The following is a 933-nucleotide window of genomic DNA, read 5'->3' as shown; positions in this document are numbered from 1 at the left end:
CCCGCCAGCAGCGCTGGAACTGGCTCTCTACCGCAACCCTGAAGACGGCGCCCGGCTCGCAGGCCGCCTACTCCAACCTGGCCTTCGATTTACTGGCGGACGCCCTCTCCAACGCCGCCGGTGATCGACAGCTGAAGGCCGATATCTGAGAGCGCTTTCATCCGCGCCAGATCGACGTCACTCCACTGTTGTCCGCTGGCCTGGGCGTCGCGGCCGCGATGGTAAATCGCCTGGCGGACGCCGGTGCGGTACCAGGCGCGAGCGTCATCCAGCGTCCAGTTGCCAAACAACTCCATCTGTATTTCACCGCCGCAGCTTTGCGCGACGGCGTGGCCCTTTTCCACCGTGGCGAGGGGCGCGGCGCAGATGATGGTCATCCAGTTGGCGCCAGCGGCAAAGGCCTGCTGAGCCAGCGTTTCTCCCGCATCGGCAACCTTCCAGTCGGCGACGATGATTTTATCCGGACACTGGGCGCGCAGGGCTTTCACCGCGCTAAGGCCTTCTGTTAAGCAGAGGATGGTGCCGGCTTCAACGATATCGACGTGGTCCTGTAGCAGGGTGACATCGCGGCTGGCCGCTTCAAGGCTGGTATGGTCGAGCGCCAGTTGCAGTAATGGTCGGCTCATAATGCATGCTCCTTAATACGGGCGTGGTAGCCCTGTAGTGCTTCAATCAAATGTTGGTAATGGCAATATTTTTGCTGGTAGCGCGCGTGGGCGGCCATGTCAGGCAGCAGCGTGCGCACCGGGTGCTGAAGGTGGCGGCAGGCATCGTTGAAATCGCGATAAACGCCAGTGCCGACCCGGGCGGCGAGCGCGGCGCCAAAGCAGCCGGTCTCCTCTACCTGCGGCAGCTCGACGCGCAGGCCGCTGACGTCCGCCAGCATCTGCATCCAGACGTCGGAGTGCGCCGGGCCGCCGGTGACGCGCAGGG

Annotated in this window: 1 protein-coding gene and 2 pseudogenes; 1 reads left to right on the top strand and 2 read right to left on the bottom strand. The window is 63.9% G+C overall.

Features of this window, described 5'->3' with window-relative positions; translation table 11 throughout:
* A pseudogene (locus tag CWM53_RS08785) lies at positions 1-122 on the top strand (D-alanyl-D-alanine-carboxypeptidase/endopeptidase AmpH); the annotation flags it as partial.
* Here CWM53_RS08785 and ulaD read toward each other — a convergent pair.
* Together ulaD and CWM53_RS08775 are read right to left on the bottom strand one after the other, a co-directional pair.
* Positions 111-626: pseudogene (ulaD, locus tag CWM53_RS08780) on the bottom strand (3-keto-L-gulonate-6-phosphate decarboxylase UlaD); the annotation flags it as partial. The pseudogenes CWM53_RS08785 and ulaD sit on opposite strands and share 12 nt — an antisense overlap.
* Positions 623-933 (bottom strand): FGGY-family carbohydrate kinase (locus CWM53_RS08775; RefSeq protein ID WP_264755253.1); only part of this gene is annotated, 311 nt, incomplete at its 5' end. The pseudogene ulaD and the gene CWM53_RS08775, both read right to left, overlap by 4 nt.

It is taken from the genome of Klebsiella sp. A-Nf5, assembly GCF_002810545.1.
GTDB classification, from domain to species: Bacteria; Pseudomonadota; Gammaproteobacteria; order Enterobacterales; family Enterobacteriaceae; genus Klebsiella; species Klebsiella variicola.
This window is presented reverse-complemented; position numbering and strand designations above follow the sequence as displayed.